This is a genomic window from Bacillus sp. LM 4-2, assembly GCF_000978495.1.
Lineage (GTDB): Bacteria > Bacillota > Bacilli > Bacillales > Bacillaceae > Bacillus > Bacillus subtilis.
The window spans coordinates 2,305,908-2,331,000 of record NZ_CP011101.1; the positions used below are offsets into that span (position 1 = coordinate 2,305,908).

A 25,093-nucleotide genomic window follows, 5' to 3' on the forward strand; every position below is an offset into this window, starting at 1 on the left:
GACTCTCTTCTGATCACTTTCTCAGCGTAGCAGTGTTTAGGTATAATGATCTTAAACACGAATTGCCTATATATTTCGTTGAAAGGTGCTGTGACTTTTGAAGAAAATCCTTTTGGCCATTGGCGCGCTCGTAACAGCTGTCATCGCAATCGGAATTGTTTTTTCACATATGATTCTATTCATCAAGAAAAAAACGGATGAAGACATTATCAAAAGAGAGACAGACAACGGACATGATGTGTTTGAATCATTTGAACAAATGGAGAAAACCGCTTTTGTGATACCCTCCGCTTACGGGTACGACATAAAAGGATACCATGTCGCACCGCATGACACACCAAATACCATCATCATCTGCCACGGGGTGACGATGAATGTACTGAATTCTCTTAAGTATATGCATTTATTTCTAGATCTCGGCTGGAATGTGCTCATTTATGACCATCGCCGGCATGGCCAAAGCGGCGGAAAGACGACCAGCTACGGGTTTTACGAAAAGGATGATCTCAATAAGGTTGTCAGCTTGCTCAAAAACAAAACAAATCATCGCGGATTGATCGGAATTCATGGTGAGTCGATGGGGGCCGTGACCGCCCTGCTTTATGCTGGTGCACACTGCAGCGATGGCGCTGATTTTTATATTGCCGATTGTCCGTTCGCATGTTTTGATGAACAGCTTGCCTATCGGCTGAGAGCGGAATACAGGCTCCCGTCTTGGCCCCTGCTTCCTATCGCCGACTTCTTTTTGAAGCTGAGGGGAGGCTATCGCGCACGTGAAGTATCTCCGCTTGCTGTCATTGATAAAATTGAAAAGCCGGTCCTCTTTATTCACAGTAAGGATGATGACTACATTCCTGTTTCTTCAACCGAGCGGCTTTATGAAAAGAAACGCGGTCCGAAAGCGCTGTACATTGCCGAGAACGGTGAACACGCCATGTCATATACCAAAAATCGGCATACGTACCGAAAAACAGTGCAGGAGTTTTTAGACAACATGAATGATTCAACAGAATAAAAAAGCGAAAGGCCTCTTCGGCTCTTTCGCTTTTTTATGTTACAGAACGTCGGTAATGCCATCCATATTTTCTCTGATCCATTCAATCGCAAGATCTATCGTTGTAAACTCCTGCGTCTCGAAGGTCATTTCATCCTGCAATAGCCAGACATCTTTCTTGATGGACTCTGCTCCTCCGATTGACCAGTGAAGCAAGGTATAGGGATGGTTTTGATTCAGGAAGGATACCCACGTTTTATTTTGTGCTGTGTTCTTCATTGCCTTCAGCTTTTGTTCCACGTTTCGCGTCTCCTACTTTACTAATATGCTCATTCTGGGGCTGAGCATTTCAGCCGGGCTTTTCAGCGCCAATGTTTTGGCTTTTTCATTGTAATCGATCGTCATTTGATCGTCAAAAAACACTTTTTGCGACGATTGGATATACAGCGGAATGCCGTTCGTTTCCAGCTGCTCGCACTGTCCCGTTAATTCTTCTGCCAGCCAGATTGTCGGGACACCGCTTACAGCGCAGCCGCATCCTTCTGCATCGTAACGAAGCTGGGCTTTTTTTCCCGGGTTGGCGTCAAACGCCTGCTGCAGTGCCTGTTTTGCTGCATCTGTCACATGTATGTTCATAAGGTGAAACCCCCGTTTTCATCATTTTCGCTATTGTAGCATACAACACTGCCATTCGCATTGTTTCTGCCTTTTTTCCACCGCTTCGCATTTTCTTCTGCAGTCTTGATCCACTCATCTTTCCCTTGTATGTACTGATTGATGCTGTCAGGATGCTGGGCCGCCAGCCGTTTTTTGAGAACGGCGTATTCTTTCGCTATGTTTGGATGAGCTCTGAGATAATCTCTGAATAACAGATGCCTTTCAATAGCAGGGTTTCCCTGTTCGTACATATGGACATGATGAGTGCGTTTATTTCCGCCCTTTTGGAAATAACGCCTGCCCGCTATGCCGTTTTCACCTTTTGGTGTATAGCCGTTAGCCTTCATTTGTTCATCAAATTGGCTCACGGCTTCAATGCTTCTGACTTCAATTAACATATCAATGATTGGCTTCGCTGCCATGTTCGGTATTGATGTGCTTCCGATGTGATGAACAGCGATAATCTCCGGCCCGAACACAAGTTTCAGCCGTTCTTTTTCTTCATCGAAACATTCTGCCCATTTTTCGTTGTAGAGAATGACCTCAACTTTTCTTTTCGGATACAAATGAAAGACCGTCAGCAATAGACCCTGCGCTGCTTTGACGGTTTCTGCCTTTTGGAATCCGGCCTGTGTATAGAGTGACACAGCCGGGGTATTGTTCTCGGCTGTGACTACTTCGATTTTCTCAGCGTCTTCATTATGATCAATGACAAATTGCAGAAGCGCTCGTCCAATTCCTTTTCTGAAACCGTCAGGATGCACAACAAGCCTGCAAATGGTGAGATAATGCATGTTTTTCTCATATGAAATGACACCGATCAGCTTGCCGTTTTTCCGATATCCCGCAAACCGTTCATGGGATGCTTGAATATCCTTCACCTTCTCTTGTAAAGCGGGAATACCGTCAAAACCGATAATCTCTGTTTCCTTTATGTAGGCGGGGATCTGTATGGCTAAAATCTCACGCGCTATAGTGGCTTCCTTATGCTGGAGAAATTCAATCATTCGTGTTCTCCTGAAACAGCCGCTGTCTGTCGACTTTTGCGACGCGGACTGCATACGACTCGTACCAAAGGCTTTTTCCTTTTTCTTTTGCCGCTTGATGTTCAGTGTGATGCTTCCAATGGTTAATTGCGTCCATACTGTCCCAATAGGAAACTGTGATGCCCCTTCCATCCGCTTCACGTACGCTTTCCACGCCTAAAAATCCAGGCTGATCCGCCGCAAGTGATACCATCCACTCCGCTGTTTCTCCATATCCTGTGTCATTTTCGCTTTTGACAGAAGAAAAAATGACTGCATAGTAAGGAGGCTCAGGTGTTTTTGATAAAAAATCCATCATATTTCCCCCTCATATGTTTTTGACAAACAGTACCCTGTCTTGGCCCGGACCATCATAGTTTGCAAACACTGAGATGCCATTTACCGTCTTGGTACCCTTTTCAATATCAAACCCCAATTTTGTGTGATATGCGATTGATACCTTATTCACAGGTGAAGTGACGCACTTTACCCGGGTGCAGCCTCTTTGTTTTACTGTTTCGATAAATACATCATACAATTGTTTCCCAATTTGCATTTTTCTGAAATCCGGATGCACACCGGAAAAATGAATGTACGCCGTTTCAGGATCGGATTGCGATTGAAATCCGATTAAAAATCCCGTCATGCTGTTATGTTCGGATGTAATAAAGCTTGTGTCCTGAAAATGCTCAAAAAATAGTCTCGGCAATTTTTCTTTCAGCTGTCTGCCGCCCCACCATTCATTCAGTACAGACGTTACCATTTCATAATCTGAAGACGTGATTGTTCGAATATCCATTACGATTTGATCTCCCTCCGTCTGGCAAAACGAATGTCAGCTCTTTTTCTCACAATATAAAAATTATATTTTGCCTGGCTGGAATTGTAAATGCCTTCTTTCCTGTATCATACGTTTCCAGACTGCCGAGGGAACAATGTTTGATCATTTTAGCCTATTTCTCCCCCAAGCAGGAGGAGAGACTTTACAGTACAATATCAAGCACTTGATCAAGTTTCAGCTTATAAAGCTGATCCTCGTCTCCTTTTATCCATACTGCTTTTTCAAACTCTTCATACCGGCAGATTTTCCCGGTGCAGCGGACAATTTCACCGTCCTGAAAGCAGCTCACAGTGATACCCTGAGCGAACTCCATCGCGGCGCAAAGCGTTTGATTCATCTCTTCCAGCTTATCGGGATCAAGGATCGGCTTCTGCAGCTTTTGTTTAAGCCGCTTTCTCTCCAGCAGGCTTTGCTTATGTTCCGGCAGAAACATCCTGCTCCCTTCCCACAGCAGGTTGCCCCTTTTTAAATGGTCGTTCATTTATAATGCCCCCCTATTTTAGCCGCACGTTCAAATGCCTGGCCTGCCGCTGTCAGTGACGCCGCCCTGATGATTGCTGTATCGCCGAATCGATTTTTAATGCCATCCATCACATAGCCTAGGCTCATTTTCTTTGCATAATCCTGAAATAAATTGAGCTGCCATATGTCATCAGATGAGAGCTGAGACAGATTGACACCGAGGCGGCGGACGGGTTTCCCGTCCCAAAATGTAAGAAACAGCCGTCGTACAGCCTCATATACATCCTGCGTAGAATTAGTCGGCTCTGCCAGCTTCACTTGCCGGTTGAAGCCCGTCGGCCAATCAAAATCAGCACCCCGGCAGCTCACTGACACTGTCTGCCCCATGACCCCGGCGTTTCGGCTTCGCCTGCACACCTCTTCACTCAGCTCAAGCAATACGACCTTGATTTCTTTGTCAAAGTGTTCGTAGTCTCTCGGGAGAGTCATTCCATGGCCTATCGCCTTTTGCCCGTCCAGAGACGAAGTTGACACAGGGGAATAGTCGATTCCGTTTGCCGTCATCCACAGCACGTGGCCGTTAATGCCCCATTTCTTTTTTAAAAGATCGAGCGGAAAAGCCGCGAGCCCGCCGATCGTGCTGATGCCCATTCGATTTAAATGATGCTTCATGCGGCTCCCGACGCCAAACATGCTGCCCACCGGGAGCGGCCACATTTCGGTTTTCATATTTTCTTTCGTTAAGGTAAAAATACCGTTCTTATTCTTTTTGGCAAAATTGTCACACGCAATTTTGGCCAGCGCTTTGTTAGGGCCGATTCCGACCCGTGCATAAACGCCGATCTCCCGCATGATTCTGCCCTGAATGCTTTTCGCGATCTCCATCGGCGTCCCAAACAGCTTCTGGCTGCCTGTAATGTCCATGAACTGTTCATCGATAGAATACGGCTCCACAAGGTCTGTATACTCCTCTAGAATGGCCGTAATTTGCAGTGATACATCAATATACCGCTGCATACGCGGCCGGAGCACAACAGCCTCAGGACACTTTTCCTGCGCCTCCCACAGCCGTGAAGCATTCACCACACCCTTTTGTTTCGCCAGCGGGCAGGCAGCCAATACGACTCCGCCCCTTTTTTCAGGGTCACCCGAAACAATGACGGGCCTATTTTTCAAATGTGGATTTTCCGCTTTCTCTACAGATGCATAAAACGATTGCATGTCAACGAGAAAAATCACTTTTTCTTTCATCATACACACCTCTAAAAAGAACTTATGTTCGCTTTTCATTATATGCGAAAGTATGTTCGTTTTATACTGGTAAATGATTCTTGTCTGACAGAAAATATGATCCAAGGGTTTGAGAGAAGAAAAACATTTAGTAGAATAAAAGCGAAGCATAAGGATAGGAGAGTCATGATGGAGAAATTTGTCGAAAAAATGCTGGGACAGGCATTGCGGCAATACGGCAGAAACGTTGCTATAGATCCGTTAAGCCCGTATGAAAAACAAAGCCTGAAAGCGGCTCTACAAGAGAGACGGAATGAAGAACCAGATGAGGATTTGCATGCGCATATAGAAGATATCATTTATGACTATGTCACAAACCAAGGCCTGTTCTCTTAAACGCATGACTGTCAGTCTTTCAGCCGCTGATGCGGCTTCCCTTTGAAAACACCGCCTGAAACAAATAAACAGTCTCAGGCTTACAGAAAAAGCAGGATTTTCTCACGCTCCATAGATTCATATGGCCTGGCGTAAAATTCCCCCTCAGAACTCGCGCAAAACGGAATAAGCTGTCCATGATCACGCGTATACACTTTTTCGAAGAGATGTGCTCTCTTGTTCTGTCATGAGGCCCATGCCGGTTTTCAGCGTACATCTTGATCTCATAGCCGGTTTCACTGCCGATATGATCCACGTCCTGGCGGCTTAAACTCTTTTAATGTTTCAAACACACCCTCACTGAAATCGGACATCCCGTCATTTTCCTTCTTTCAAGATGTAAACTCCGTCAGCCACACGCATCCTCAACGCAAAGTATATTGCCATCCATACAATCAGGCATACTACATGTCAATAACGAAATATTTTGAACGATCTATTGGAGAAGGAAATTTTTTCATATATGATAGAGAAAGATCATACATACAGGAGAGAATATAATTCATGAAGAAATGGAAAGATATCCACCCGATCAGCTGGACAATTATAATCGGAACCATTTTCGGCAGAATGGCAACATCGATGAGCATTCCTTTTTTAGCGATTTATTTGACAGCCGTCCAAGGCGCATCAGCTTCCTATGCAGGGCTGGTCATCGCCGCGAGCTCATCAGTCGGCATCCTCGCAAGCTTTTACGGCGGATATATCTCAGATAAATTCGGCAGAAAAAACATGATGCTTGTATCAATTTTCGGATGGATGCTGGTATTTGCAGGCTTTGCGGCGGCATCTCATCTCTGGGTGTTTTTTGTAGTTAACGCATTAAACGGTCTTTGCAAATCACTGTTTGAGCCCGCTTCAAAGGCCTTGCTGTCTGATATGACAGAAGAAAAAACGAGACTGCTAGTTTTTAATTTACGCTATGCGGCTATTAATATCGGCGTTGTCTTCGGACCTGTGCTTGGCCTATATTTCGGCTCATCGCAATCGACTACGCCCTTTTTGGTGCCTGCAGTCATTTACGGACTATACGGAATTGTGCTTGCCCTCCAATTTAAAAAACATCCATCCTTATCAGCACCAGCCCAGTCCCGAAATATGAGCGTGCGGGAAGCGTTTATGGTCACGCAAAAGGATTATCTTTTTACCATTGCTTTGGTCGGCATTACGCTATGCACCTTCGGCTACTCACAATTCAGTTCCACATTCCCTCAGTATATGGCGCAGAACCCCTTGATCGACAATGGAACGAAGCTGTATGGGCTGATGCTGACATTAAACGCAATCGTTGTGTTGGCGACGCAATTTCCCATTGTCCATTTTGCAAAACGTTTTTCGCCGCTTTGTTCTCTTATGCTCGGTAATGTGATGGTTAGTATCAGCATGGCCATTTTTACCGTATCACACGGTGTTCCTTCAATTGTGATGATTGTCATCACATTTACAATCGGCGAAGTGCTTTTATTCTCTATGATGGATTTGTATGTAGACCAGATTGCAAAACCAGGATTAAAAGGCACTTATTTCGGGGCAATCGGTTTTTCACAGCTCGGAAACGTCATCGGCCCTTGGGTCGGGGGGATATGTATAGACCTGTTTGGCGCTGGCCGGCCGATTTATATTTTTTCTGTCCTGAGCGGCATTACCCTGCTCGGCCTGCCATTTTTAGCGTTCGCCTATCGGCAAATGAAAACAGAGACCACAAAACACCGTTCCCGTCTGGAAAAGCCGCTTTAAATAAAAAACGGAAGAGAATGAAACTCTCCCGCAAACATGAGGTGAAGAACATGAATATAGGTGATGTGATGTTTCAGCTGTTTGTATTTATTATATTTGCCGCTGTCGTCTTTGCGGCTGTTACAGGCTTCAAGTATGCGAAAAACCGAAAAGCGCAGCTGGATCGCATTGAGAAAAAGCTGAACAGCCTGTCCGAAGATCACGATTAACAGCTTGGGGCAACGAGCTCTACCTTAATCCGGTCCGGATCCTCACAATAGACTGCATAATGCCCGTCTCCTCCGGCAAAAGGATGCCTGTCTCGGTACAACACACGATAACCTTTTGCCGTCAATTTTTCAGTCATCTGATCGACTTGAAGCTTGGATTCAGCATGAAATGCGAGATGGTTCAGACCGACTCGGCATCTATGGTATTCCGGCTCTAGAAATGGCTCTTTCGCCTGCACAATCACTAGGTAAAAACGATCTTTCTTCCAGCTGATGCCTGAGCTCCATTTTTGATACTCTTTATAGCCAAGTTCTTTTAAGAACCAGCCCCAAAACCGCCTAGACGCCTCCAAATCAGAGACATACAGTTCAATATGATGCACAATTTCATACCCTCCTTACCAGCACTTCCTCGACCTTATGCCCGTCTCCCTTACGCAAAATGAGATCTGACCTGAATTTAGTCGGCAAAATATTTTCATATAAATTCGGCCGGTTGACACTCTCCCAAATCGAGGCTGCCATCTCGTCAGCCTCCTGATCAGACAAGTCTTTAAATTTATGAAAATATGAATCAGGATTTTGAAAAGCAGTTTCCCGAAGCAGGCGAAAACGCTCTAAATACCAAGTGAAAATCCGGCTTTCCTCCGCATCCACATAAATCGAAAAATCAAAGAAATCGGAAACAAAAATACGCGGGTTTTCCCGGTCATCCTCCAAGGTGGGCGACTGAAGAACATTAATGCCTTCAATAATCACAATATCCGCCTGTTCTACAACCTCGAACACACCTTCCTCGCGGTCATAGGTTAGATGGGAATACACCGGGGCCTTTACGCTGTCCTTTCCTGATTTTAAGTCATTCAAAAATTCGAGCAGCGCCTTTACATCATAGCTTTCAGGAAACCCTTTTCTAGACATCATATTTTTCTTTTTCAGCTCGGCAGTAGGAAATAAAAAACCATCTGTCGTGATAAGGCTCACTTTTGGACGGTCAGGCAAACGCGAAAGCAGCTTCTGCAAGATCCGCGCCGTCGTGCTTTTTCCGACTGCGACACTGCCGGCAATGCCGATAATAAACGGAATTTTGGCTGAATGTGGGTGCTTCAAAAAAACATTGACATGCTTATTGCGTTCAGCCGCAGACTTGACATGTAAATGAAGCAAGCGAACAAGCGGAATATAGATCGTCTCCACTTCTTCAACAGATAGATAATCATTCAATCCTTCCACAGCTTTTGCCTCTTCTTCAGATACAGCAATCGACAAATGCCCCCCAAAACCAGACCAAGACTCCCGATTGTGCTGTGTATATAAAGTATGTAGGTTAAGTTCTTTATTTTTCACTGTTTACACCTGACTCTCTGTAGGTTAAAACCCTTACAAAGATTGTAACGGAAAACCTTTTCACTGTCTGCTTATTTTTCATTTCGTTTTTTTAGCAAATCAGCACCGATTCGGTTATACGCAGCCATTTCATCTTTTGGAACCATGCTTCCTCCCGTTCCCCAGACGACATGTACGGCATGTTCCACCTTATATTTCTGAGCATAGCGCCTTCCCTCTTCTGTCGAAAAAAGCTGAACCGGCCCGAACATGCCGGCAAGAGCAGAGGGCTCTAAATATTTATCTTCAGATACAGCCAGCATATGAAGCAAAGTATAAAGCGTATTGTCCTCTACCGTATAACAGCCGCTCAGAAGCGGTTCAATCAGCTTGCCGACAAATCCTGACGGCCTCCCTACGGCAAGTCCGTCAGCAGCCGTCTGATTATCCAGGCCGATATCCTGGACGGAGATCTTCTCGTGAAGTCCTGAATAAAGCCCTAACAGCATACAAGGTGAATGAGTTGGTTCTGCGAAAAACACATGAACATGATCTCCGTATAAAAGCTTCAGCCCAAATGCTACACCGCCCGGTCCTCCGCCGACTCCGCACGGCAGATACACAAACAAGGGCGTCTCAAGACTTGGCTTTATATTCATACAGTCAAGCTGTGTTTTTAATCGGCTTGCGGCAACAGCATATCCTAAGAACAGCTGACGAGAATGTTCATCATCAATAAAATAACAGAATGGATCTTGTTCCGCCTGCCGTCTCCCCTCGTTCACCGCTTCGCTGTAATCTGTTTCGTACTCCATAACAGTGACTCCCTTTTGGCGGAGGAGATCCTTTTTCCACTGCTTAGCATCGGCGGACATATGCACTGTCACGCGAAAGCCGAGTGCCGCGCCGATGATGCCGATGCTTAAACCCAGGTTTCCTGTCGAACCGACAGCAATCGAATAGCGGGAGAAAAACCCGGCAAACCGCTCTTCCTGTAAGATGCGGTAATCATCGGTTTCCTGAAGCATCCCTTCTTGAAGCGCGAGATTTTCAGCATGCTTTAACACTTCATAAATCCCGCCCCTCGCTTTAATCGATCCTGAAATCGGAAGCTCATGGTCGCACTTTAAAAGCCATCTTCCGGGAAATGGCTGCTGATATGCCGCTTCCAGCTTTCCCTTCATATGCTGCACCTCAAAAAGCGGAGACTCGATGATTCCTTTAGCGCCTTTCGTCTCAGGAAACACCTCGGCAATGTAAGGTGCAAACCGCCGCATTCTTTTTTCCGCTTCCGCTATCTCGGTTGCCCACTCATCTGCACGGGGTATTGGCCCCTCTTTCTTGCCTGAATTTGCCCAGAATACAGGCTCTGCATCAATCAGTTTCTGAATAAACGGATCTTTAAGCAGAGCATGAAGGACTTCTGAATGAACTGACATTCAACAATCTCTCCCTTCCACTATCAAAAACTGCCTCGTGAGAAACAAGCCACTCCACCACAGGCAGTTCCATCATTATTTTTTCATGAGCGCGCGTCCTGCCAGCTTTTCTACAAGAGCTGGAAACAGCTGATACAGCTTAGTGCCGGCATTCATTAAACGCGGAAGATTGATCTCCCGCTTTTTCGTAAAAATTGCAGCTGTAATTTGAGCTGCCACGTCATCAGGATCAAGCATCCAGCGGCCGACATTTTTGGCGTAGTCCCCGCCTTTATCAGCAATGGAAAAAAAGTCCGTCTGAATCGGGCCCGGGTTGACTGTTGTCACATAAATGCCGGTTCCCGAAAGCTCCATCCGCAAAGCGTTTGAGTAACCTAACACGGCATGTTTGGTCGCGGAATAAAGGCTAGACTTCGGTGTTGCGATTTTCCCCGCTTGAGAGGCGATATTGATGATATGGCCCTTTTTTTGCTCAAGCATTTGCGGAAGCACCGCTTTTGTACAGGCGATCAGGCCGAAGACATTCACATCAAACATCGCTTTCATGTCATCCAATGTAGAGTCTAAAACCGTTTCAAATATACCGAAGCCCGCATTGTTAATCAGTACATCAACCGAGCCGATCTGATCGCGGACCCGGGCGATATCCTCTAGGCGGCCGACATCCAGAGGAAAAATCTCACACTGTCCGCTCCATTCCTCGGTTATTTTCCTTTTGATTTCTATCAAACGATCCTCGCGTCTAGCCGACAGCAGGACATGGGCTCCTTCAGCTGCGCATAAGTATGCGATTCTTTCACCAAGCCCTCCTGAAGCGCCGGTTATCCAAATCCTTTTTCCCGCTATATGTTTCACCCATTTCACCTCTTCATTGTTTTAAAGTATGCGGTATTTCCTTCCCAATATGACGTAATGGCTTCTTCAGCCTCTAACACATCAAGGTGACCTGCCGTTTCTGACATCGTTAAAAACAATTCCTTTTCATATACAGCAGGAAAAAGCTGCTGACAGACCTGAAAAGCGGTCATCGGCTTTTCATCCAGCATGCGACGAACATCCTCCGTCCTGTTCCTCTGCTTGTCAAAACGCTTCTCAATCAGCGCTTGTACACTGGTGATAGGCTCGCCGTGACCAGGAAATACGATTGTTGGATCAAGTTGAGACAGCCTTCGCAATGACCGCTGATAATCCACTAAAGGCTTTGACCTAACGTCTCCCGCTTTCGGCGCTTCCAAAATCGGATTAGACGAGCTGTTTGCCAGCAGTAGATCGCCGCCAAGCATCCTTCCGCTTTTTTCATGGAACAGAACGATATGCGATTCAGCATGTCCAGGCATCTCCAACACAGACCAGCCCTCAAGCCCATCTATGCCCATACCTTCTCTGATTGATTTTGTCAGAGATCTCGTACAGGAAAATGCGTACGCTGATCGAATCAGCTTTTCCGCCTTCCCCGTATCAAATGGAACGCCTAATTCAGGCAGCAGCTTTTGAAAAAAACGTTTTTGCCAATCCATAAAGGCTTGATTTCGGCTGATATAAGGTTCGTTGAATGTATGCCCAATCACTTCGATTTCATCTGAAAAGACATCAAGCAAGCCTGCATGATCAGCATGATGGTGAGTCAGTACAACCTGCTCGATATCTGACATTTTCACATTTACAGCGGCAAGCTGCTCTTGTAGGGCTCTGGCAGCCTCTTTTGTATTCGGCCCGGCATCGATAAGTGTCAGTGCTTCACCTTTTACGAGGTAAACGATAACATCGCCGACAGCAAACGGCGTCGGGACGCGGATCGCAATTACATCTTCAGTTGTCATCCTTTCGCTCCTTGTCTTCATTCATTATTCATATTTTAGCTTTTTCTCGGTCTTGTGTCATTATTGCAGAATGAGAACAAACCTTTTTGAAAAAGCTATTGACATTAGCTTGTCCGCCATTGCATAATGAACAACAAACTAAAACGAGAACCATTGGAACGCTATGACGAGGAATAGTATACAAGGCAATGGCCTAAGAGAGCGATACCCCCGGCTGAAAGGTGTTGCGGCCCGCTTGTTTGTAGAACCTGCCCTCAAGTCGCGGTTAGGAAAACCTAAACGTTTCCCGCGTTACGGGATTTGAGCTGAGCACAATTTGTGCTAATGAGGGTGGTACCGCGAACCTTTTCGTCCTTTACGTGATGAAAAGGTTTTTTTGTTGTTCTGATAGAAGGAGGATATCAATGAAAAAGATAGGATTTGTCGGCGCCGGGTCAATGGCAGAAGCAATGATCAACGGCATTTTGCAAAGCGGCATCACAAAACCAGAACATATCTATATTACAAATCGCTCAAATGACGAGCGTCTGATTGAATTAAAGGAAACGTACGGCGTGCGTCCATGCAGAGATAAAAATGAGTTTTTCACTCACACCAATATCATTATCCTCGCTTTCAAACCGAAAGACGCGGCGGAAAGCATCGACAGCATCCGGCCGTATATCAAGGACCAGCTTGTCATTTCAGTACTTGCAGGCCTTACCATCGAAACCATTCAGCATTATTTTGGCAGAAAGCTCGCAGTCATTCGCGTCATGCCTAATACATCAGCGGCAATCAGAAAATCAGCAACCGGATTTTCCGTAAGCACGGAAGCAAGCAAGAATGATATTATTGCCGCAAAAGCTCTATTGGAAACAATCGGTGATGCAACACTGGTTGAGGAGCGGCATCTTGACGCTGTCACTGCAATCGCAGGCAGCGGCCCGGCCTATGTGTATCGTTATATTGAGGCGATGGAAAAAGCGGCACAAAAAGTAGGATTAGATAAAGAAACGGCAAAAGCACTCATTTTGCAGACAATGGCAGGGGCAACAGATATGCTCCTTCAAAGCGGCAAACAGCCGGAAAAGCTGCGTAAAGAAATCACCAGTCCTGGGGGCACTACAGAGGCAGGTCTTCGCGCTTTACAGGACTCCCGCTTTGAAGAAGCAATTATTCACTGTATTGAAGAAACAGCTAAACGGAGCGCAGAAATCAAAGAACAGTTTGCCGGCGCCGCCTTAGAGAGACATTCTTAGATGTAAGACAAAAACAGAAGGCACAGTGCCTTCTGTTTTTTATTTTTCCCGCAGCAGCTGGCCGGCAGATTCTGATTGCTTTAATAGCGCGGAGATCGTAAATGAAAGCAAATCGGGAAGCACTTCAAAGGAATAAGGCATATACAATCTTTCCGTCCATTTATGCGGGTCTTTACCAGCCGGACCGACATTTAAAACCGGGACATATAAAGCCTGATTTTTACCGCTTGGCAATGAATATCCTCTGTTAAAGAGCGGCATATTGCTTGTGTATGCATCAACCTCCTGCTTTTCCAGCTGAAGATAACTCAAGTCGGAAAGTCCGGGGAAGTACTGAACCTCCTGTAATGCAATGCCGTATCGCTCAGCCGCATAATGCTTTAACTGTTCTGCTGTATTTCTGATCAATTGATCATCCTTTGAAGAAACAGCTGGATAAAGCGGCGGACTATAAAACAGAACGATGAGCGGCGCATCCTCCTTACAAAGTGAAGCAAGCTCAGAAACAATTTTCGTCGAAAAATCCCTATCTCCAAGCTCGCCCCTGTTAGCAAAGGCATAATTTAGAGCCCGCTCTGTTTCCGAGATCCCCGCACGCTTTTTTGCACGCGAGACCAGCTCATCAAATGTCAAAACAGTGACGTCCCGCTCAATCGGCTGAAATGGCTCAAATTGTTGAAAATCCTGTGTTTTCTTCCGAACGTTCGACATGATTTCCTCCGCCGCCTGTTCTGCTGTTTTAAGCAGCATCTGATGCAGCTCACTAGCTGAGCGTTTCATTGACAGCACATTAAATAATGTGACGGCTGTATGCGGTGTCTGGACTGAATATGCCTCTTTCAAGTCCTTTTGCATTAAGTTTACCGGCGGCGGAGTGACCTCGCCATCAACCTTTTCGCAATAATCAGCATTCAGTTCAAGCAAACGGTTAATCTCAGATACCATTAAATTTGCGTTTAGGCCTGAAAACGGCTCTCCAACATGTGTCTCAATCCCCTTGCAGAAAAAACCCGCAAGCACCTTGCCAATGCTTCCTGTATAAAAATATTGCTGCTGATCGCCGGGAAATTTTTCAAACATCGGTTCGGCATTCAGGCAAGCGGTTAATGTGATATCATGCTTTTTCTCCATCTCCTTCAATGCAGGAACCGCTTCAATCATGCCTCTTGAATTCACTTCCTCGTCCGGAACCGTTATCAACAGCAGATTGCCCTCAAAATGCCCGTTCATTGCCCTCTCCAGCATCGACAGTTGAATACAAAGCCCCGCTTTCATATCCATCGTCCCTCTTCCGAACAGCCAGTCTCCGCTTTCGGCATCTCTTCTCACACGTTCCGGGAGCAGCTCTTTTTTCTCTAAAAAGGAGCTCAAAAGCTCAGCAGGCTTGCAAGCCATATGTTTAAATTCGCCGTAATCTTCTATGTCAACGACATCAAAATGACTCAGCAGAAGCACTGTCTTTTTGACATTCTTCTTTTTGACTAGAGCCGTAAGAAAAGATCTGCCATCGTCCATCGGATGAAGTGTTACATCATCAGGGTGCTTTTGAAAATAGGGCTTGTCCTTCAAAATAAAATAAAGATACTCTGCAAGCGCTACCTCGCCCTTTGAACCGGTGATGCTTTCGTATTGCACAAGAGAAGTTAAAAGTGCCAGCAATTCGTCCTTCGTCTGCCAATTCATTGATTCCGCCCCTCCTATGAATAAAAATGCTTCTATACTGAAAAATAAACTGATTTCTCGTCTATTATACAGAAATGTTTGACAAAAGCGGTTCATTTGAGCAGTTTATATGACGGGAAAGAAATGACTTGATATAATCAATCTCTAAAAACCTTACGGGAGGCGAAAGAAATGGCCAGAAAATTATTTACACCTATTACAATTAAAGATATGACGTTAAAAAACCGCATTGTCATGTCGCCAATGTGCATGTATTCTTCTCATGAAAAGGACGGAAAATTAACACCGTTCCACATGGCACATTACATATCGCGCGCAATCGGCCAGGTCGGACTGATTATTGTAGAGGCGTCAGCGGTTAACCCTCAAGGACGAATCACTGACCAAGACTTAGGCATTTGGAGCGACGAGCATATTGAAGGCTTTGCAAAACTGACTGAGCAGGTCAAAGAACAAGGTTCAAAAATCGGCATTCAGCTTGCCCATGCCGGACGTAAAGCTGAGCTTGAAGGAGATATCTTCGCTCCATCGGCGATTGCGTTTGACGAACAATCAGCAACACCTGTAGAAATGTCAGCAGAAAAAGTAAAAGAAACGGTCCAGGAGTTCAAGCAAGCGGCTGCCCGCGCAAAAGAAGCCGGCTTTGATGTGATTGAAATTCATGCGGCGCACGGATATTTAATTCATGAATTTTTGTCTCCGCTTTCCAACCATCGAACAGATGAATATGGCGGCTCACCTGAAAACCGCTATCGTTTCTTGAGAGAGATCATTGATGAAGTCAAACAAGTATGGGACGGTCCTTTATTTGTCCGTGTATCTGCTTCTGACTACACTGATAAAGGCTTAGACATTGCCGATCACATCGGTTTTGCAAAATGGATGAAGGAGCAGGGTGTTGACTTAATTGACTGCAGCTCAGGCGCCCTTGTTCACGCAGACATTAACGTATTCCCTGGCTATCAGGTCAGCTTCGCTGAGAAAATCCGTGAACAGGCGGACATGGCTACTGGTGCCGTCGGCATGATTACAGACGGTTCAATGGCTGAAGAAATTCTGCAAAACGGACGTGCCGACCTCATCTTTATCGGCAGAGAGCTTTTGCGGGATCCATTTTTTGCAAGAACTGCTGCGAAACAGCTCAATACAGAGATTCCGGCCCCTGTTCAATACGAAAGAGGCTGGTAATGCCCATAAGAGATATCCTGTAGAGGATATCTCTTTTTTTATTTTTAGAGAAACGATCGGCTAAGGTTCTCCGTCTCCCTAGTAGAACCAATTAGAGGAGATGACTCCAATGAAATCAGCTTGGATGGAAAAGACATATACAATTGACGGATGTGCGTTTCATACACAGCACCGGAAAGGATCAAGCGGTGTAACGATTGTCTTTGAGGCCGGCTATGGTACTTCTTCTGAGACGTGGAAACCATTAATGGCGGACATTGATGATGAATTTGGCATTTTCACATATGATCGGGCAGGCATAGGAAAAAGCGGGCAAAGCAGAGCTAAACGAACAGCTGATCAACAAGTGAAAGAATTGGAGAGTTTGCTTAAAGCAGCTGATGTAAAACCTCCTTATTTGGCTGTTTCACACTCATACGGAGCTGTCATCACCGGTTTATGGGCCTGCAAAAACAAGCATGATATTATCGGCATGGTCCTTCTTGACCCAGCTTTAGGCGATTGCGCCAGCTTTACCTTTATACCCGAAGAAATGCACAAATCACATACGAGAAAGATGATGCTTGAGGGCACACATGCAGAGTTTTCAAAAAGTCTGCAGGAGCTCAAAAAGCGGCAAGTCCACTTAGGAAACATGCCTCTTCTTGTGTTGTCATCAGGAGAACGGACTGAGAAATTCGCTGCTGAACAGGAGTGGCAAAACTTGCACAGCAGCATATTGTCTCTATCTAACCAAAGCGGCTGGATTCAAGCTAAAAACAGCTCCCACAACATCCATCATGATGAACCTCATATCGTTCACTTGGCTATTTATGACGTATGGTGCGCAGCGTGCCAGCAGGCCGCTCCTCTTTACCAGGCAGTCAATTAACGTAAAAAAAGACCGGGCCGTAAGGGATTCCCGGTCTTTTATATTATTTTGTTTCACGGTGAAGGGTATATTTCTTTAAACGCGGTGAATATTTTTTCAGCTCCAAACGGTCTGGATTGGTGCGTTTATTTTTTGTTGTGATGTAATTTCGGTCTCCCGTTTCAGTGCAAAGCTAAAGTAACATTTACTCTCATAATTAACATCTCCTTATAAAACGTAATGATTACGTTTTATTATACAACGTCATCACAAATTGTCAAATAAGAGCTCCGCCTTCAGCCTCGCGGGACGTTTACCTCTAAGAAATCATATGCCGCCACGCTATTGGGGAAAACGTCAACCGCTTCTTTTTGAAGCTCCAAAGAAGCATCTCCCTGATATCTTGCGCTGATATGGGTTAAAATGAGCTGCTTCGCTCTTGCTTCTTTCGCTGTTACAGCCGCTTGTTCCGTTGTACTGTGATAATAATCATAAGCAAGTTTACGGTCTTCCTTAGCAAAGGTTGCTTCATGAACAAGCACATCACAATCCCTCGCAAGCTCTTTTAGTTTGTCACTTACTCTCGTATCACCGGAGAACACAACAGATCTTCCCTTTTTAGGAGGCTCCAGAAAATCATTCCCATTGATGATTCGTCCGTCTTCAAGCGTTACCGTTTCGCCTTTTTTGATTTTCTGATATACAGGTCCGGGCGGGATGTTCATTTCTTTTAATACGTCAGCCTTCAAGGAACCCGGTACGTCTTTTTCCTGCACACGGTACCCGAAGGCTTCCACTCCATGAATAACAGATACCGCTGTGACAATAAACTGATCGTCCTCAAACACGATTCCTTCTTCAATTTCCTGGATCGCAAGCGGATATGTCAAATGGGTTTTCGTGACGGCAAGGCTTGTTTCAATAAACGCCTTGATCCCTTTAGGTCCGTACACTGTCAGCTCGTCCTCTCCGCCTTGAAAGGAACGGCTCCCCAGAAGCCCCGGAAGTCCGTATACATGATCGCCGTGCATGTGTGTAATAAAGATTTTCTCTATTTTACGAGGTTTAATCGTTGTATGTAAAATTTGATGCTGTGTGGCTTCCCCGCAGTCAAAAAGCCATACCGAACGCCTTTCTTCAAGCAATTTTAATGCCACCGACGTTACATTTCTCGCCTTGGCGGGGATGCCGGCTCCCGTCCCTAAAAAAAGTAATTCCACGTTTCCTTCCTCCTACTAGAACCAGATACCTACAAGAATACAGGATCAAGCGGAAAATGTGAATCTTGCCTCTGAAAAGAACAATCCTTTCGTGCTAGAAACATTTTTTCAGCATTCTGCTTAAAAAAGGGCTTAAATGTTTGCTTTCGTTGAATTTTAGATTTAAAATGAAGGAAATATACGGGGTGTACTAAAATAAAGCTTCGAATAAAGTGAGGTACTTTTAGTGAAAACAAACCAACAACCAAAAGCAGTAATTGTCATATTCGGTGCAACTGGAGATTTAGCAAAACGAAAATTGTATCCGTCTATTCACCGTTTATATCAAAACGGACAAATCGGAGAAGAGTTTGCAGTGGTAGGAGTTGGAAGAAGACCTTGGTCTAATGAGGATCTTCGCCAAACTGTTAAAACATCCATTTCCTCATCTGCAGATAAGCATATAGATGATTTCACGTCTCATTTTTACTATCACCCGTTTGACGTGACAAACCCTGGTTCTTATCAAGAGCTAAACGTATTGCTTAACCAGCTGGAAGATACATATCAAATTCCTAACAACAGAATGTTCTACTTGGCAATGGCTCCTGAATTCTTCGGAACGATTGCAAAAACATTAAAATCAGAGGGTGTAACAGCTACAACCGGCTGGTCCCGCCTTGTCATCGAAAAACCGTTCGGCCATGATCTGCCAAGCGCACAGGCATTGAATAAAGAAATCCGCGAAGCATTTACGGAAGATCAAATTTACAGAATCGACCATTATCTAGGCAAACAAATGGTTCAGAACATTGAAGTGATTCGATTTGCCAATGCGATTTTCGAACCGCTTTGGACAAACCGCTACATTTCAAACATTCAAATCACATCTAGCGAATCACTAGGCGTTGAAGACCGCGCAAGATATTACGAAAAATCAGGCGCCCTTCGCGACATGGTGCAAAACCATATTATGCAGATGGTTGCCCTTCTTGCAATGGAGCCGCCTATCAAATTGAACACAGAAGAAATCCGCAGCGAAAAAGTGAAGGTGCTGAGAGCACTGCGTCCTATTGCAAAAGACGAAGTGGATGAATACTTTGTGCGCGGACAATATCAAGCTGGTGAAATTGACGGTGTACCGGTTCCTGCTTATACAGATGAAGATAATGTCGCTCCTGACTCCAATACAGAAACCTTTGTTGCCGGCAAGCTCCTGATCGACAACTTCAGATGGGCTGGTGTTCCATTCTACATCAGAACCGGAAAACGAATGAAAGAAAAGTCCACAAAAATTGTCGTTCAATTTAAGGACATTCCGATGAACCTGTACTACGGTAATGAAAACAACATGAATCCGAACTTGCTTGTCATTCATATTCAGCCTGACGAAGGCATTACGCTTTACTTAAATGCTAAAAAGCTTGGCGGAGCAGCACACGCACAGCCAATCAAACTCGATTATTGCAGCAATTGCAATGACGAGTTGAACACCCCTGAAGCATATGAAAAACTAATTCACGACTGTCTTCTTGGCGATGCAACAAACTTTGCACACTGGGATGAAGTTGCCCTTTCTTGGAGCTTTGTCGACTCTATTTCTGAAACATGGGCAGCAAACAAAACCTTATCTCCTAACTACGAATCAGGCTCAATGGGACCGAAAGTATCTGATGATCTTTTGGCGAAAGACGGCTTACACTGGTGGAATATATAATAAGAAGAAAAAAGCCGAAAATGTTTACAAGCATTTTCGGCTTTTTTGCAGCTGTCACAGAGGTATAGCACTCTCATTAATAACAAAACCCCCGAAGCTCTATAGCTTTGGGGGTTTCTATTGATTACTTCATCCATTCAGTATGGAAGATGCCTTCTTTGTCAGTACGCTCATAAGTATGAGCGCCAAAGTAGTCGCGCTGTGCTTGGATTAAGTTTGCAGGCAGTACGGCTGTGCGGTAGCTGTCATAGTAGGCTAATGCGCTTGAGAATGATGGCACCGGCACACCTTGGGCAACTGCAAGTGAAATCACTTGGCGTAGCGCTCCTTGATAGCTTTCTACAATATTCTTGAAATAGCTGTCAAGAAGCAGGTTGTCAAGCTCAGGCTCGCGATCGTAAGCTTCTTTGATCTTCTGAAGGAATGCCGCGCGAATGATGCAACCACCGCGGAAGATCATAGCGATTTCACCATATTTCAGATCCCAGTTGTATTCTTCAGAAGCAGCTTTCATTTGGGCAAATCCTTGCGCGTATGAACAGATTTTACTCATGAACAACGCTTTTCTGACCGCTTCAATCAGCTCTTCTTTATTTTCTGTAACAGGCTTCACTTCTGGTCCTGAAAGAAGTCCGCTCGCTTTTACACGCTCTTCCTTCATAGCTGAGATAAAGCGTGCGAATACAGATTCAGTAATAATCGGAAGCGGAACGCCTAAGTCAAGTGCGCTTTGGCTTGTCCATTTTCCTGTTCCTTTTTGGCCTGCTTTATCAAGAATCACATCAACAAGCGGTTTGCCTGTCTCTTCGTCTTTTTTTGTGAAGATGTCAGCCGTAATCTCAATCAGGTAGCTATCAAGCTCACCTTTATTCCATTCAGCGAAAACTTCATGAAGCTCATCAGCAGAAAGGCCCAGCACCTGTTTCAGAATGAAATATGATTCAGAGATCAGCTGCATATCTCCGTATTCAATTCCGTTGTGCACCATTTTTACGTAATGGCCGGCGCCGTCCGGACCGATATATGTCGTACAAGGTTCTCCGTCAACTTTTGCAGAAATGGCTTCAAGAATCGGTTTTACAAGCTCATGTGCTTCTTTTTGTCCGCCAGGCATGATAGAAGGTCCTTTAAGCGCCCCTTCTTCTCCGCCGGAAACGCCTGTTCCGATAAAATGAATGCCGCTTTCAGCGAGTTCTTTGTTACGGCGCTGTGTATCTTTATAGTATGTATTACCGCCGTCAATTAAAATATCATCCTTCTCTAGATGAGGAAGAAGAGATTGAATTGTCGCATCTGTTGCAGTTCCCGCTTTAACCATTAATAAGATTTTGCGCGGTGTTTCCAAGGATTGGACAAATTCTTCAATGCTGTAAGTGCCAACAACATTTTTTCCTTTTGCCTCCTGTAAAAACTCCTCAGTTTTACTGCTTGATCTGTTGTAAACAGAAACAGAAAATCCCCGGCTTTCGATATTTAAAGCCAGATTTTTACCCATGACCGCAAGTCCGATAACGCCGATTTGTTGTTTTGACATATTCTAACGTCCCTTCTGCAAACGTTTAATCATTTTAAAATTTAAATTAAAATAAAATGATATTTATAATAAAGAAATTACCATACATTCACCCTTTTTTTCAAGCGATTCAGCTTTTCTTTTCATCTTGAAAAAAATCTTTATTAAAGCTTGTTCCCTTTGTTTTGCTCTCCTCTTTTTTTAACGTTGCCCCTTTTCTGATCAGTTTGGTACCGTACTTTTTATTCAACTTTTCCATCATCTGCTGAATGGGCTCATCCTTCGCATCTTCATTAAAGCTGAACAAATCGAGCTGTTTATAGGCCTGCTCTTTTTCTACTAAATCCGTTCCGGTAATGCCAAGCAGCCTGACAGGATTTTTATTCCAATGTTTAAAAAAGAGGTGCTCCGCTTCTTTCAAAATGTCATTTTTTTGATCAATCGGGTTTCTCAGCGTAGTGCTTCTTGTGATGGTTTTCCAATCCGCATATCTAATCATAATAAAAAGCTTCGAAGCCATGACTTCCTTGCGCTGTAAACGGTCACTCACAGAAGCGGCAAGCTTTCTAAAGACGCCTAACAGCTCTTCTTCATCACTGGAATCATGGGAAAGTGTCGATGAGTTGCCGACGCTTTTAAATTCGTAAATGCGCTCCGGGTCAACCGGCGCATGGTGAATGCCATTTGCTTTATTTTTAAGGCGCGGACCGTTGATGCCAAGCAGGCGCTTCAGCGAGTGTTCATCAGCTGCAGCTAGCTCTCCGATTGTATGGATGCCGAGTCCCTTCAGTTTTTCCGCTGTCTTTTTGCCGACTCCGTGCATCTCTCCAACAGGAAGCGGCCACAGGATATCAGGCACTTGCCTCTTTCTTAAGATCGTAATTCCAAGCGGTTTTTTCATATCAGACGCCATCTTAGCGAGAAATTTATTCGGCGCAATCCCTATGCTTGACGGGAGCAGCAGCTCTTTTTGCAGCCTGCTTTGGATTTCTTTTGCCGTCTCTAGAGCGCGGCTGCTGTATGGTGTATCGGTCATGTCCATATAGCCTTCGTCGATGGAGACAGGCTCCACCAGGTCAGTATATTCACGAAGAATGGTAAACATCGCTCGTGAAGAGTTTCTATAGCGGTCAAAGTTCGGCGGAAGAACGATGAGCTCAGGACAATGGCGCTTCGCTTGCCAAACCGGCATCGTTGTTTTGACGCCGCGCGCTCTTGCTTCGTAGCTGCATGTTACCACAATGCCCTTTCGCTCCTTTACGTTTCCGGCAACTGCGACCGGCTTTCCCCGGAGAGCCGGATCATATGCCATTTCAACCGACGCATAAAAGCTATTCATATCAATATGGAAAATAATTCGGCTCTTTCCCGGCATAAACAAATCTCCTTTTCGGTCATTAGACAACAGCTTGTACATATAGTAAAATGAAGCTATTGAATGGATGTGATGACAATGTTTGTGGAATCGATAAATGACGTTTTATTCTTAGTCGATTTTTTCACAATTATTCTTCCTGCTCTAACGGCAATCGGGATTGCATTTCTCTTACGGGAGTGCCGTGCGGGCGAGCAATGGAAATCAAAACGAACAGATGAACATCAGACGGTCTTTCACATTAACCGAACAGACTTTCTTATTATTATATATCATCGCATTACAACTTGGATACGTAAAGTCTTCCGCATGAATTCGCCTGTGAACGATGAGGAAGACGCCGGTTCTCTTCTTTTATAAACCGCATTTATAAAAAGGAGGAGAACAAAATTGTTAAAAACATATCAAAAACTTTTGGCTATGGGTATCTTTTTGATCGTATTATGCTCGGGCAATGCTGCATTTGCAGCGACTAATCAGGTGGGAGGCCTCAGCAACGTAGGTTTTTTCCACGATTATTTAATCGAACCGTTTTCCGCTCTGCTTAAGGGTGTTGCCGGGCTGTTTCACGGAGAATACGGACTCTCTATTATCCTCGTAACCATTATTGTGCGTATAGTTGTATTGCCTTTGTTTGTCAATCAGTTCAAAAAACAGCGCATCTTCCAAGAGAAAATGGCCGTTATTAAACCTCAGGTTGACAGTATCCAGGTTAAGTTGAAAAAGACGAAGGACCCGGAAAAGCAAAAAGAGCTGCAAATGGAAATGATGAAGCTGTATCAGGAGCATAATATCAACCCGCTTGCGATGGGCTGTCTTCCAATGCTGATTCAGTCTCCGATTATGATTGGGCTTTATTACGCGATTCGCTCAACACCTGAAATTGCGTCACACTCGTTTCTATGGTTCAGTTTAGGGCAATCTGATATTCTCATGTCCCTTAGTGCAGGGATTATGTATTTTGTCCAAGCCTATATCGCTCAAAAACTGAGCGCGAAATATTCCGCTGTCCCGCAAAACCCTGCAGCGCAGCAATCCGCAAAATTGATGGTGTTCATCTTCCCTGTGATGATGACGATTTTCTCGCTTAATGTGCCGGCAGCCCTTCCGCTGTACTGGTTTACAAGCGGACTGTTTTTGACAGTGCAAAACATCGTCCTTCAGATGACGCATCATAAAAGTAAAAAAACAGCCGCTCTTACTGAGTCGGTGAAATAAAAAAGCAACCCCGTGCGAAAAGCCGGGGTTGTTTTTTGTTACTTGCAAAGCATACCGCGCCAAACAGTCTTGTTTATCATGGCTGAAGCAGAAATGGCCATCCTAAAAAATAGCCGTATCGTTTAAAAAGAAGGAAATCGGGAATACCTTTACTCACCTCCAACCGAAAGGAGCATATACGTTGACGGAACGCTTTCAGCAAAAAAATATTTCTGTACCTGATGGAATCTGGATCATGAGACAAACCTGGAATGATGTCTTATTTGCTCACTGGCCTGTTGATGTTTCTATCCTTCGCGCTTTGGTACCGTCCGTTTTAGAATTAGATACATATAACGGGCAAGCTTGGATCAGCATGCTTCCCTTTATGCTCACGAACCTGAGGGCGCGTTATCTTCCTGTCATTCCCGGTGCGCGTGCATTTCCTGAGCTTAACCTCCGCACCTATGTCACGTATAAAGGCAAGCCCGGCATTTATTTTTTTAGCTTAGATGCCGATCATCGTCTGGCGGTCCTTGGCGCTCGCACATTCTTTCATCTGCCTTATTTTTACGCGGATATGAAGTCCGAAAAAAACGGTGATGCCATTGACTATGTCAGCAAGCGGAAAAATGACAAAGAAGCAGCATTCCACGCCGCATACCGGCCCATTTCAGCGCCTTTTACAGCAGAAAAGGATTCGCTCGATTACTGGCTGACAGAACGGTATAGACTCTATACTACCAATCAAAACAAACTCTATTACGAAGACATCCATCATCATCCATGGCTGCTGCAAAACGCCGAAGCGGAAATTTCAGTCAATACGGTGACTGATGCTCACGGCATTACATTGCCAGAGTCAGACCCCTTGCTTCATTATGCTAAAAAACAGGATGTGTTATTTTGGCCGCTTAGGAAATGGAGCTAAAAAAACCTGATGCGGGAAATCGCA

The 25,093-nt window shown here is 44.8% G+C and carries 27 protein-coding genes and 1 pseudogene; 11 read left to right on the forward strand and 17 right to left on the reverse strand.

From position 1 onward, the window contains the following. The first annotated feature begins 97 nt into the window (after nucleotides 1-97). Entirely contained in the window at nucleotides 98-1,015 is a 918-nt protein-coding gene (locus tag bslm_RS11365) for an alpha/beta hydrolase (protein WP_004398519.1), read from the forward strand. A 39-nt stretch (nucleotides 1,016-1,054) separates the two neighbouring features. Here bslm_RS11365 and bslm_RS11370 read toward each other — a convergent pair whose 3' ends face one another. The 7 genes from bslm_RS11370 to bslm_RS11400 all read right to left on the reverse strand — a co-directional run bounded on the left by bslm_RS11370 (nucleotide 1,055) and on the right by bslm_RS11400 (nucleotide 5,233). Beyond that, complete coding sequence (locus bslm_RS11370; RefSeq protein ID WP_003230411.1) at nucleotides 1,055-1,294, reverse strand: YqkC family protein; 240 nt, start codon at nucleotides 1,292-1,294, stop codon at nucleotides 1,055-1,057. Nucleotides 1,295-1,306: 12 nt separating this feature from the next. Then, nucleotides 1,307-1,630, reverse strand: a complete 324-nt coding sequence (locus bslm_RS11375; RefSeq protein ID WP_003226552.1) for an iron-sulfur cluster biosynthesis family protein — start codon at nucleotides 1,628-1,630, stop codon at nucleotides 1,307-1,309. Next, on the reverse strand, nucleotides 1,627-2,658 hold the full coding sequence (locus tag bslm_RS11380; RefSeq protein WP_046381163.1) for a GNAT family N-acetyltransferase: 1,032 nt from the start codon (nucleotides 2,656-2,658) through the stop codon (nucleotides 1,627-1,629). Before bslm_RS11380 ends, bslm_RS11375 begins: the two co-directional genes overlap by 4 nt. Then, on the reverse strand, nucleotides 2,651-2,995 hold the full coding sequence (locus bslm_RS11385) for an antibiotic biosynthesis monooxygenase family protein (protein ID WP_032729078.1): 345 nt from the start codon (nucleotides 2,993-2,995) through the stop codon (nucleotides 2,651-2,653). Before bslm_RS11385 ends, bslm_RS11380 begins: the two co-directional genes overlap by 8 nt. 9 nt (nucleotides 2,996-3,004) lie before the next feature. After that, complete coding sequence (locus bslm_RS11390) at nucleotides 3,005-3,475, reverse strand: GNAT family N-acetyltransferase (RefSeq protein ID WP_004398668.1); 471 nt, start codon at nucleotides 3,473-3,475, stop codon at nucleotides 3,005-3,007. A gap of 184 nt (nucleotides 3,476-3,659) precedes the next feature. Then, on the reverse strand, nucleotides 3,660-3,998 hold the full coding sequence (locus bslm_RS11395; RefSeq protein ID WP_046381164.1) for a YolD-like family protein: 339 nt from the start codon (nucleotides 3,996-3,998) through the stop codon (nucleotides 3,660-3,662). After that, nucleotides 3,995-5,233 (reverse strand): DNA polymerase IV, encoded by a 1,239-nt coding sequence (locus tag bslm_RS11400; protein WP_010886562.1) that lies wholly within the window; start codon nucleotides 5,231-5,233, stop codon nucleotides 3,995-3,997. Before bslm_RS11400 ends, bslm_RS11395 begins: the two co-directional genes overlap by 4 nt. Before the next feature lie 165 nt (nucleotides 5,234-5,398). Here bslm_RS11400 and bslm_RS11405 point away from each other — a divergent pair, with 165 nt between their 5' ends. From bslm_RS11405 to bslm_RS21560, 3 genes are all read left to right on the forward strand, one after another. Beyond that, a complete protein-coding gene (locus tag bslm_RS11405; protein WP_004398642.1) occupies nucleotides 5,399-5,605 on the forward strand; it encodes a YqzH family protein in 207 nt (68 codons plus the stop codon). Between the two features lie 543 nt (nucleotides 5,606-6,148). Beyond that, nucleotides 6,149-7,381, forward strand: coding sequence for an MDR family MFS transporter (locus bslm_RS11410; protein WP_038429267.1), 1,233 nt, complete (start codon nucleotides 6,149-6,151; stop codon nucleotides 7,379-7,381). Nucleotides 7,382-7,431: 50 nt separating this feature from the next. Then, nucleotides 7,432-7,590 carry a hypothetical protein gene (locus bslm_RS21560; protein ID WP_004398585.1) on the forward strand — a complete coding sequence of 53 codons (159 nt, stop codon included), beginning with the start codon at nucleotides 7,432-7,434 and terminating at the stop codon, nucleotides 7,588-7,590. On the opposite strand, the gene bslm_RS11415 is transcribed toward bslm_RS21560, so the two are convergent. The 5 genes from bslm_RS11415 to bslm_RS11435 all read right to left on the reverse strand — a co-directional run bounded on the left by bslm_RS11415 (nucleotide 7,587) and on the right by bslm_RS11435 (nucleotide 12,175). Beyond that, nucleotides 7,587-7,973 carry a VOC family protein gene (locus bslm_RS11415; protein ID WP_080287617.1) on the reverse strand — a complete coding sequence of 129 codons (387 nt, stop codon included), beginning with the start codon at nucleotides 7,971-7,973 and terminating at the stop codon, nucleotides 7,587-7,589. The genes bslm_RS21560 and bslm_RS11415 overlap by 4 nt on opposite strands. Nucleotides 7,974-7,977: 4 nt before the next feature. Next, a complete protein-coding gene (coaA, locus tag bslm_RS11420) occupies nucleotides 7,978-8,937 on the reverse strand; it encodes a type I pantothenate kinase (RefSeq protein ID WP_003245966.1) in 960 nt (319 codons plus the stop codon). Between the two features lie 71 nt (nucleotides 8,938-9,008). After that, nucleotides 9,009-10,355 carry a D-serine ammonia-lyase gene (dsdA, locus tag bslm_RS11425; protein WP_038429268.1) on the reverse strand — a complete coding sequence of 449 codons (1,347 nt, stop codon included), beginning with the start codon at nucleotides 10,353-10,355 and terminating at the stop codon, nucleotides 9,009-9,011. A gap of 75 nt (nucleotides 10,356-10,430) precedes the next feature. Continuing rightward, entirely contained in the window at nucleotides 10,431-11,210 is a 780-nt protein-coding gene (locus bslm_RS11430) for an SDR family oxidoreductase (protein ID WP_015483409.1), read from the reverse strand. Between the two features lie 5 nt (nucleotides 11,211-11,215). After that, nucleotides 11,216-12,175, reverse strand: a complete 960-nt coding sequence (locus bslm_RS11435; RefSeq protein WP_038429269.1) for an MBL fold metallo-hydrolase — start codon at nucleotides 12,173-12,175, stop codon at nucleotides 11,216-11,218. 404 nt (nucleotides 12,176-12,579) lie between these two features. Between bslm_RS11435 and proC the strand changes: the two genes are divergently transcribed. Then, a complete protein-coding gene (proC, locus tag bslm_RS11440) occupies nucleotides 12,580-13,416 on the forward strand; it encodes a pyrroline-5-carboxylate reductase (RefSeq protein WP_029317946.1) in 837 nt (278 codons plus the stop codon). Nucleotides 13,417-13,455: 39 nt separating this feature from the next. Here the strand turns inward: proC and bslm_RS11445 are convergent, their stop codons facing one another. Continuing rightward, nucleotides 13,456-15,099 (reverse strand): M20/M25/M40 family metallo-hydrolase, encoded by a 1,644-nt coding sequence (locus bslm_RS11445; protein ID WP_046381165.1) that lies wholly within the window; start codon nucleotides 15,097-15,099, stop codon nucleotides 13,456-13,458. Nucleotides 15,100-15,270: 171 nt separating this feature from the next. Here bslm_RS11445 and namA point away from each other — a divergent pair, with 171 nt between their 5' ends. Beyond that, nucleotides 15,271-16,287, forward strand: a complete 1,017-nt coding sequence (gene namA, locus bslm_RS11450; RefSeq protein ID WP_003230377.1) for an NADPH dehydrogenase NamA — start codon at nucleotides 15,271-15,273, stop codon at nucleotides 16,285-16,287. 109 nt (nucleotides 16,288-16,396) lie between these two features. Continuing rightward, on the forward strand, nucleotides 16,397-17,158 hold the full coding sequence (locus tag bslm_RS11455; RefSeq protein ID WP_003230373.1) for an alpha/beta fold hydrolase: 762 nt from the start codon (nucleotides 16,397-16,399) through the stop codon (nucleotides 17,156-17,158). Nucleotides 17,159-17,201: 43 nt separating this feature from the next. On the opposite strand, the pseudogene rpmG reads toward bslm_RS11455, so the two are convergent. Next, nucleotides 17,202-17,352: pseudogene (gene rpmG / locus bslm_RS20805) on the reverse strand (50S ribosomal protein L33). An 81-nt stretch (nucleotides 17,353-17,433) separates the two neighbouring features. After that, nucleotides 17,434-18,357: a ribonuclease Z gene (rnz, locus tag bslm_RS11460; protein ID WP_004398681.1), complete on the reverse strand. Its 924-nt coding sequence runs from the start codon at nucleotides 18,355-18,357 to the stop codon at nucleotides 17,434-17,436. Between the two features lie 226 nt (nucleotides 18,358-18,583). Between rnz and zwf the strand changes: the two genes are divergently transcribed. Further along, nucleotides 18,584-20,053: a glucose-6-phosphate dehydrogenase gene (gene zwf, locus bslm_RS11465; protein ID WP_014480196.1), complete on the forward strand. Its 1,470-nt coding sequence runs from the start codon at nucleotides 18,584-18,586 to the stop codon at nucleotides 20,051-20,053. Between the two features lie 124 nt (nucleotides 20,054-20,177). Here the strand turns inward: zwf and gndA are convergent, their stop codons facing one another. Both gndA and bslm_RS11475 read right to left on the reverse strand, forming a co-directional pair. Next, entirely contained in the window at nucleotides 20,178-21,587 is a 1,410-nt protein-coding gene (gndA, locus tag bslm_RS11470; protein ID WP_003230365.1) for an NADP-dependent phosphogluconate dehydrogenase, read from the reverse strand. Between the two features lie 109 nt (nucleotides 21,588-21,696). Then, on the reverse strand, nucleotides 21,697-22,941 hold the full coding sequence (locus bslm_RS11475; RefSeq protein ID WP_015251756.1) for a DNA polymerase IV: 1,245 nt from the start codon (nucleotides 22,939-22,941) through the stop codon (nucleotides 21,697-21,699). A gap of 72 nt (nucleotides 22,942-23,013) precedes the next feature. On the opposite strand from bslm_RS11475, the gene mifM reads away from it, so the two are divergent. From mifM to bslm_RS11490, 3 genes are all read left to right on the forward strand, one after another. Continuing rightward, nucleotides 23,014-23,301, forward strand: coding sequence for a membrane protein insertion/folding monitor MifM (mifM, locus tag bslm_RS11480; protein WP_010886563.1), 288 nt, complete (start codon nucleotides 23,014-23,016; stop codon nucleotides 23,299-23,301). A gap of 30 nt (nucleotides 23,302-23,331) precedes the next feature. Further along, nucleotides 23,332-24,159, forward strand: a complete 828-nt coding sequence (locus bslm_RS11485) for a membrane protein insertase YidC (RefSeq protein WP_003230359.1) — start codon at nucleotides 23,332-23,334, stop codon at nucleotides 24,157-24,159. A gap of 181 nt (nucleotides 24,160-24,340) precedes the next feature. After that, nucleotides 24,341-25,069 (forward strand): YqjF family protein, encoded by a 729-nt coding sequence (locus tag bslm_RS11490; protein WP_003230354.1) that lies wholly within the window; start codon nucleotides 24,341-24,343, stop codon nucleotides 25,067-25,069. Nucleotides 25,070-25,093: the final 24 nt, after the last annotated feature.